General features: G+C 69.1%; 6 protein-coding genes. 1 reads left to right on the top strand and 5 read right to left on the bottom strand.

All coding sequences use genetic code 11. From position 1 onward, the window contains the following. The first annotated feature begins 1,366 nt into the window (after positions 1-1,366). Complete coding sequence (locus ABEA67_RS09330) at positions 1,367-1,606, top strand: hypothetical protein (RefSeq protein ID WP_345464275.1); 240 nt, start codon at positions 1,367-1,369, stop codon at positions 1,604-1,606. An 81-nt stretch (positions 1,607-1,687) separates the two neighbouring features. Here ABEA67_RS09330 and ABEA67_RS09325 read toward each other — a convergent pair whose 3' ends face one another. The 5 genes from ABEA67_RS09325 to ABEA67_RS09305 form a co-directional block, all read right to left on the bottom strand. Beyond that, positions 1,688-1,936: a hypothetical protein gene (locus ABEA67_RS09325; protein ID WP_345464272.1), complete on the bottom strand. Its 249-nt coding sequence runs from the start codon at positions 1,934-1,936 to the stop codon at positions 1,688-1,690. Further along, on the bottom strand, positions 1,933-3,177 hold the full coding sequence (locus ABEA67_RS09320) for an HNH endonuclease (protein ID WP_345464269.1): 1,245 nt from the start codon (positions 3,175-3,177) through the stop codon (positions 1,933-1,935). The genes ABEA67_RS09325 and ABEA67_RS09320 overlap by 4 nt, the downstream gene beginning before the upstream one ends. Before the next feature lie 28 nt (positions 3,178-3,205). Next, complete coding sequence (locus ABEA67_RS09315) at positions 3,206-3,742, bottom strand: Mov34/MPN/PAD-1 family protein (protein ID WP_345464266.1); 537 nt, start codon at positions 3,740-3,742, stop codon at positions 3,206-3,208. Further along, complete coding sequence (locus ABEA67_RS09310) at positions 3,718-5,484, bottom strand: ThiF family adenylyltransferase (protein ID WP_345464263.1); 1,767 nt, start codon at positions 5,482-5,484, stop codon at positions 3,718-3,720. Before ABEA67_RS09310 ends, ABEA67_RS09315 begins: the two co-directional genes overlap by 25 nt. A gap of 106 nt (positions 5,485-5,590) precedes the next feature. Then, positions 5,591-6,670, bottom strand: coding sequence for a cyclic GMP-AMP synthase DncV-like nucleotidyltransferase (locus tag ABEA67_RS09305; RefSeq protein ID WP_345464261.1), 1,080 nt, complete (start codon positions 6,668-6,670; stop codon positions 5,591-5,593). Positions 6,671-6,731: the final 61 nt, after the last annotated feature.

Below are 6,731 nucleotides of genomic sequence, written 5' to 3'. Positions count from 1 at the left end.
CTCGCTGATGTATATTCCCACTCGCTCAACAGCAGGCGCGCCCACCCGGGCGCGCTTTTCACGGTCTGGCACATCATTTCTGCCCGGGGCAGGTGCTGGGGCGTCCAGAAAATGGGAAAATAGCTCTTGTCGGCGGCCAAGATACTTTCCCACTCGCTGATGTATATTCCCACTCGCTCAACAGCAGGCGCGCCCACCCGGGCGCGCTTTTCACGGTCTGGCACATCATTTCTGCCCGGGGCAGGTGCTGGGGCGTCCAGAAAATGGGAAAATAGCTCTACCTCCTGAAGTGGGCTGGATTGCGCCTCAGAAGGCATCTAGCGTACTTTCCCACCCGGATCATCATTTTCCCACTGCTCCGCGAGAGCTGCGGACCCACCGTTCACACCGTGCTGGACGGCCTTTACCCGACTTCCACGGCTGATGCACCCCGCGGCGCTTCAGTGCCCCTGACTCAGCCAGATGCAGGTCGGAAAAAAAGTGGGAAAATAGCTCCCGGCTCCCTAGCGAGGTTGAGCCGTCCAGGACAGCATTCACCCTATTTTCCCACTGCGGGATTGATTCTCCCACTCCCCGACCGGTTCTCACCGCCCCGGGCAGGCCGTCGCCCCTCGTGGCGCCCCCTTCCAGGCCAGAATGCCGCGGAACAGGGCCGATGCCATTCATGGGCCGGTGGAGCAGCCGGGGCAGCCTCGCTGGCCCGGAGGTCCGCCCGCGCAGGGCGCCTGCCTGGGCCTGCTGGGGGCAGCGGAGAGGGGAACGGCACGAAGGCCCTTCCATGGGCCTCTCAGGACCGCGCAGGGGCCGCCGCGCTGCTGGGCCTCAAGCTCCGTGCGCCCCCGGCCCGGTGGTACTGCCCCGCCCCCGGCGTGCGCAGGCGCCGGAGATTCAACGTGGGAACGCGGCTCATATTTGGCGGCCGCTCGCCGGCCCCTCAGCTAAGGTGCGGGCGTGCCCGACGACGTCTTCTCGCAGGTGCGCGCCATCCACGCCCTGCTGCAACCCTCGCGCCCACCCCTGGTGCAGGCGCGGCGGCGCCACCCCTTCTGGCGCCTGAGCGCGAACCTTCCCCTGCTGCTGGACATCGCCCTGCTGCTCACCACCGCCACCACCTACGTCCTGGTGAACGTCCACGCTCCTGACCTCACCGTGGTCATCCTGGCCACCGCCGTGCTGGTCCTGTTCCTCGCGCGCCTGGTCCTGTACCGCGTGGAATACCTCCGGCTCACCAACGCGGCCGACCCGGAGGCCCACGCCGCGATGGTGGAGCGCAGCGCGCGAGGCGCACGTCGCCGAGAAGCTGCAGGCCTTCGACCTCAAGGCGCTGGAATACGCCCTCGCAGAGTACGACAGCCAACTGGAAGCCGTGGACCGTGCCGCCAACACTCTGCTGGGGCCGGCCCGGGTCGGCGGCCTCGTCGGCCTGGTCGCGCTGCTGCTGGGGACCTACGCCGGGGTGCAGAAGGTGACGGGCGAGTGGACGCTGCCCCTGCTCGCCCTGCCCTTCAGCCTCGCCCTGGGGAGCTTCCTCGGGGTGGGGTCCTTCGATGGGCGGCGGCGCGCCCGGGCTCTGCTGGCGCGCGCGGTGGCGCTCAAGCGTCCCTGAGCCCAGAGGGCAACCATGACCGCTGCTCACCAGGTGCGTGGAGGAACAGCGTGGCGATGGGCAGCCGAGCCCGACGTAGCCCTACTGGGCGCCTTCCGGGGCCTCGCCATCGAGAAAGATGATCTTGGCCCGGTTCTCGGGGTGTGCCTTCAGGTGCACCCCAGCGAAGGCGTCCCAGTTCTCAAAGATGGTGATGCTGCCGAAGGCTGAGCGCCAGCACACCACGACCTGCCCAGTGTGAAAGATCACGCCGTCAAGCACCCGGCCAGTGCCGCTGATGCCGGTGGCGTCGGCTTCGCGCACGATGGTAAATAGCCGCGGTTCAGTCATTCGCCCCTCCTCAGGGTGAGCGCGGGCGAGAAGAAGCCGCCCACACAGTTGTAGACCTCTAAGCGAGGATGGGAGTTGGACCGGTGAAGCCGGCCGACCTCAATGGCCACGGCGGCTGGTGCGGCGGCCAGCACGTGGATCACGGCGTCCTGCCCGTGGGTCCTCTGGATCTCGCTGAGCAGGTCCTGATAGACCGTCCCAAACTGCTGGAGCTGCTTCTCCGCGACAAGCCAGTTGAGCTGCTGGTACTTCTCCTCGTTGGCGATCTCGTAGACATCGCTGCCCTCAGGCACACGCCCCGCGTACTGCCGCGCCACCACCGGCCCGGAGAGCGAGAGCAGCAGCAGCACGTCCCGGCTGGGGCGCTCCGCTCTCGGCGGTCGATTGACCTGGTACTCGAAGTTCGCCGGACCCGCCTCCTGCCATTTCTGCGGTACGCCGTTGCTGACGTTGAACACGGTGACGGGACGGGTATCCCCGATCAAGTGTCCCAGGTAGGCGAGCGCGGGGATCTTCCCAAGCCCGAACACCGAGAGGTGATCCAACTGCTCGCCCTGCACCTTCGCGTCGAAGCGCTGCTTGATGCGGCGGAAGGTGCTCTGCCAGGCGACAGCATCCTCCTCGCCCTCGATCTCCACCCGGATCGCCGTCGCGTGGGGCGAGTCCGCGAAGTAGTCGGGCAGGATCGCCTCGCGGGCGTCAACTTCCCGCAGCACGACCTCGCGATCCTTCGCCTCGTTCCCCGCGTCGGCAGGCTGCCGGATCGGCGTGGTGAGCAGGAGAATCCGCGTGCGCTTGGGCCGCAGGTCCGTGAGGTAGCGAACCCGCTCCTCATGCTGCGCCTTCATCTTGCGCAGCCGGTCGACCGAGAACTTTGGCAGCAGCTTGGCGTCGTCGATCTCCTTGTGGCACTTGAGGCAGAGCAGCATCACGTTCTCAAGGCTCGTGGCGAGCTCGTTGGACAGCCCTTCCTGCCCCCGGGGGCCCCCTTCCGTCTGGGCGACGATGTGGGCGCGCTCGGCCAGGTTCAGGGGATCCCACGAGGTCGGGCTCTCGGTCAGCAGCTCGTTGCACCGCTGGCAGCGCCCGCCGGCGGCGACCCAGAGCCGGATGGTGTCCCAGGTGCCGAGGTTCTTGTGAGTCTCGCTCCTACGCTTCTCAGTGGCCGCCGACTCTGCCTTTGGGGCCCCAGCTGACTGCGCCAGCTTCTTCGTCGTGGGCTTCTTGCTCCTCTTGGTCATGAATCTCCTTTCAACTCACCCCTGAGCATCAGCTCTCCCCCTCCTCGGTCCGCGCCAGGCGTGTGGCCCGCGGCGCCACGTAGGGGATGCACAGCCCACGCCGCATCTCCCAGGCGCGGACCTCGACCTGCCCGACGATCAGGAAGTGCAGGGTATCCCCGTGGAAGGTGTCGCGCTTCATCCGCTGTCGCCAGCCGTTGAGGTCGATCGTCGACGGTGTGGGGTAGGGCTCGGGGTGGGTGTGCCATTCCCCCAGGTAGGTGCGGGTTCCCCCGCTCGCCTGCCACTCGTGGTCGATGACCTCCTGGTGGGTCCTCTGCGCGCGGTGGAAGCGCGAGCGCGAGCGGCGGTCCCCCGGGAGCGGCGGGGTGACTAGGTCGACCACCACGTCCTCGCCCCCCTCGATGAAGCGGCCGATCAGCACGCCCCCCGCCTCGGTGTCGTGTGGCCCGCGCTGGGTGAACGACAGCATCCGCTCCAGGCCGCTCCTGGCGATCCCCAGCCGGCCACCATCCCCCTTCCGGAACACCAGCGGCAGGCTCACGCCGCTCGGCCTGCCCGACATGTGCGGCAGCCGGGCGAGGCGTAGTCCACCCCCGCCCGCAGGGCGTCCGAGGACAGTCCGTGCCGCGCGGAGAGGACGTAGCCAGCGGCCTGGAAGTCTGTGGAGTCGCCCTTCCAGCTCCTGAGGACGCTCTGCCCCTCCCGGCCCTCCAGGGCCGAGATCGCCAGGCGCGTCGCGAGCTCCGCCGTCTGCCGGGCGTCGAGGTCGGAGAAGGGCGCGTAGAAGCTGCCGCAGCCCACCTCGTCGAGGTTGAAGTCCCGCGGCTGCGCCTGGGCGTAGAGCGCTGCCCGGTTGAACGGCCCCTCCGCCGCGTCCTCCTCGGGCGGGGTGTACAGGCACTCGAAGCAGCCCTGCCCCCCGGTGGAGAGGGCGGCATGCCCGCCGATGCCGAAGGGCTCCAGCCAGGCGAACACCGCCGGGGGGCCGCCCTGCCCCTGGATGCGAGCGTTCAGGTCGAGGTCCACGGTCGGCTCGCCCGTCGCGGAGACGATCAGGTCGAAATCCCCGAGCTCCAGCTCGCCCTCGCGCAGCGCTTGGGCGATGGTATGGGGCACGCCACGCACCCTCAAGTAGGGGACCCGGTCGCGCAGCTCGGCCGCGAGCGCCTCTACCTTGCGGCGCCCGAGGGCCTTTTTCCCCAGCACGTGCCGGAAGACGTTCTCCCAGGCCAGCCGGTCGGGGTCGACCAGCGTCAGGTGCCCCACCCCGGCCGTCGCGAGCATGGTGGCCAGGTGACCCCCGACCGAGCCGCACCCCACCAGCAGCACGCACTTGCCGCCTAGGTCGGGGCGCGCCCCGCCACGGGCCGTCACCAGGGCCCGGTCGAGGCGCTGCACCATGACCGGCTCCGGCTCCGCCCAGGGCCCGTCCTCAGGGCCAGGCGCGGCCAGGGGATGGCGGCCCTTCAACCCGAAGTAACGCAGTCCCACCAGTGTGGTCCCCCCCCGGGGTCGCGGCAGCGCGAGAATCACCAGTAGCTCGTCGCCGCACCTCGCGGCCAGGCGATCAAGCCCCTCCAACTCCTGCGGGTGCAGCTTCCCCCGCACGATCTCGCGGACCTCCTGGGCACTCCAGCGTTCCCCTGGCCGGGGAGGGCGGACCCGCGCCTCCCGGGGCAGCGGGATGTATAGGGCGTGCCGCCAGCCCTGCTGCTGCTCGCGCTGGTGGAAGGCCCGCGGATCCTCCACATCGTCGAATACCCAGCCTAGGCTTCTGGGCGCGGGCCGGTCCACCTCGATCAGCCGCCGTGCCCGCGCGTTGCGCCGCCGGTCCCGCTCCCGGACCTCCTGGGTCTGGGCCCAGGTGGTGGCGGGCGTGGAAGCGTGCCGTGCCCGGGGCGCCTGCCGCGCGTGGGGCGCCATCTTGAGGCGGACCAGCCTCACCCGGTCGTCCACGCTCAGGAACGAGTCGACGACGTGCTGCGGCCGGGTGTTGCGCCAGTAGGCCCCGAACTCGTCCATGAACTCGTCGTCGGCGTCCTCCTCCCACCCGCGCCGCAGCGTCTCCACGGCGCGCCCGAGCGCGTAGTGCAGCACGCCCAGGGGGTCGTGGCGGTCGATCACCAGGCCCTGGGGGATGACGTAGCACACGGCGCCGTCCTCCTCGACGTGCGGGGTGTGGGGGAACTTCTTGGCCCCGTCTAGGCGGACCACCGGCAGTTCCAAGGGGAAGGTGTGGGGCACGCCCACCCGCAGGGCGACCTCCCGCCCCGCCACCCGCGTGGTTCCGGCGATCCCGCTCACGAGCCCACGCCCCCGCATCCACGGGGCGTGCTGCTCCGAGCCGCGCAGCAGGCGGGCCCCCTCCAAGCCCGCCTGCCGCGCGAACTCGAGCAGGAGCGCCTCAAGCTCAGTCCTGTTCAACCTGGGGCCCCACCGCGCAGCCCGAGGAGCCCGAACCCGCGACAGCCCGGCCCGTGGGGGTGGAGCTCTTCTCCTTGTCGGGCACCGGGAAGTCGGCCCCGAAGTGCTTGGCCAGCTCGGCGCACGCGTCGTGGACCTCGAGCTTGCTGCGTGCGGTCTGCAGGGCGCCCAGCAGAGTCTCGAGCTTGGCCTTGAAGGCTTCCATCTGCAGTCCCGTCATCTTGCTGAACAGGTCGCCGTAGGGCTCGACCGGCAAGTTCACCTTCAGGCGCGAGTAGAAGCGCTGGTCCTCAGCGTCCCAGACCAGGCTGAAGTTGTCCAGCAGCCGCTGCACGAACTTCTCCAGCGCCTCTCGGTCGTCGTAGGTGACCTTGAGGCTGACGGCGTCGGTGCGCTTGCTCACCTCGAACCAGTGGTATGCGGCCGCCGTCAGGCCGATCCCGATGGGGGCGGCGCTGCCGTCCGAGCTGAAGCGCTCGTCGCGCCAGCGCTTGAGGTAGCGGATGCAGCGGCGGAACTGCCGGGCGTCGTCGCCATCGAGCTTGGTGGCGATCAGGTCCTGAAAGCCCTGGGGGTCGCTGACCTGCCAGAAGCGGTGGTCCTCCCCGGAGTTCTCCTTGCCCTTGGCCAGGTTCAGCTTGCGGTTGGCGCTGAGCTCGGGGTCGGCGTAGACGGCGAGGTCGACGTGGTAGCCCGGCTTGAAGACGGTGACGCAGGAGCGGCGGATCTCGGCACCCTGCTCGTAGTTCGCCAAGGCGTCGCGGACCCACTTCTTCACGTCGACGGCGTCACGCCCGTCCATCGCCACGTTCAGGACTACCCCGACGTCGATGTCGTACTCACCCCCAGCGAGCGGCTTGACGCCGGTGTTCATCGCGTAGCTGCCCTGGTTGAAGGTCCAGAAGGTCGGGGTGTCCTCCTCCTTGTCCTCGAACACCTTCTTCAGGCCCTCGCGAAGGGCTTTCAGCACCGCGTCGCGCTCGTCCCGGAGGGCCTTGTTCTCGTCGAACCGCTCGAGCTTGATCTTGCCGTGGAACTCGTCGAACTGCTTCTGCACATTGGCCATGGCCCACGTCCTTTCGCGCCAGAGGCGGAGTTGACTTCTGCCCTTGGATAATACCAAGGAT

Source organism: Deinococcus carri (assembly GCF_039545055.1).
Lineage (GTDB): Bacteria > Deinococcota > Deinococci > Deinococcales > Deinococcaceae > Deinococcus > Deinococcus carri.
The sequence above is the reverse complement of the archived record's forward strand: the minus strand, read 5'-3'. Positions and strand labels throughout refer to the sequence as shown.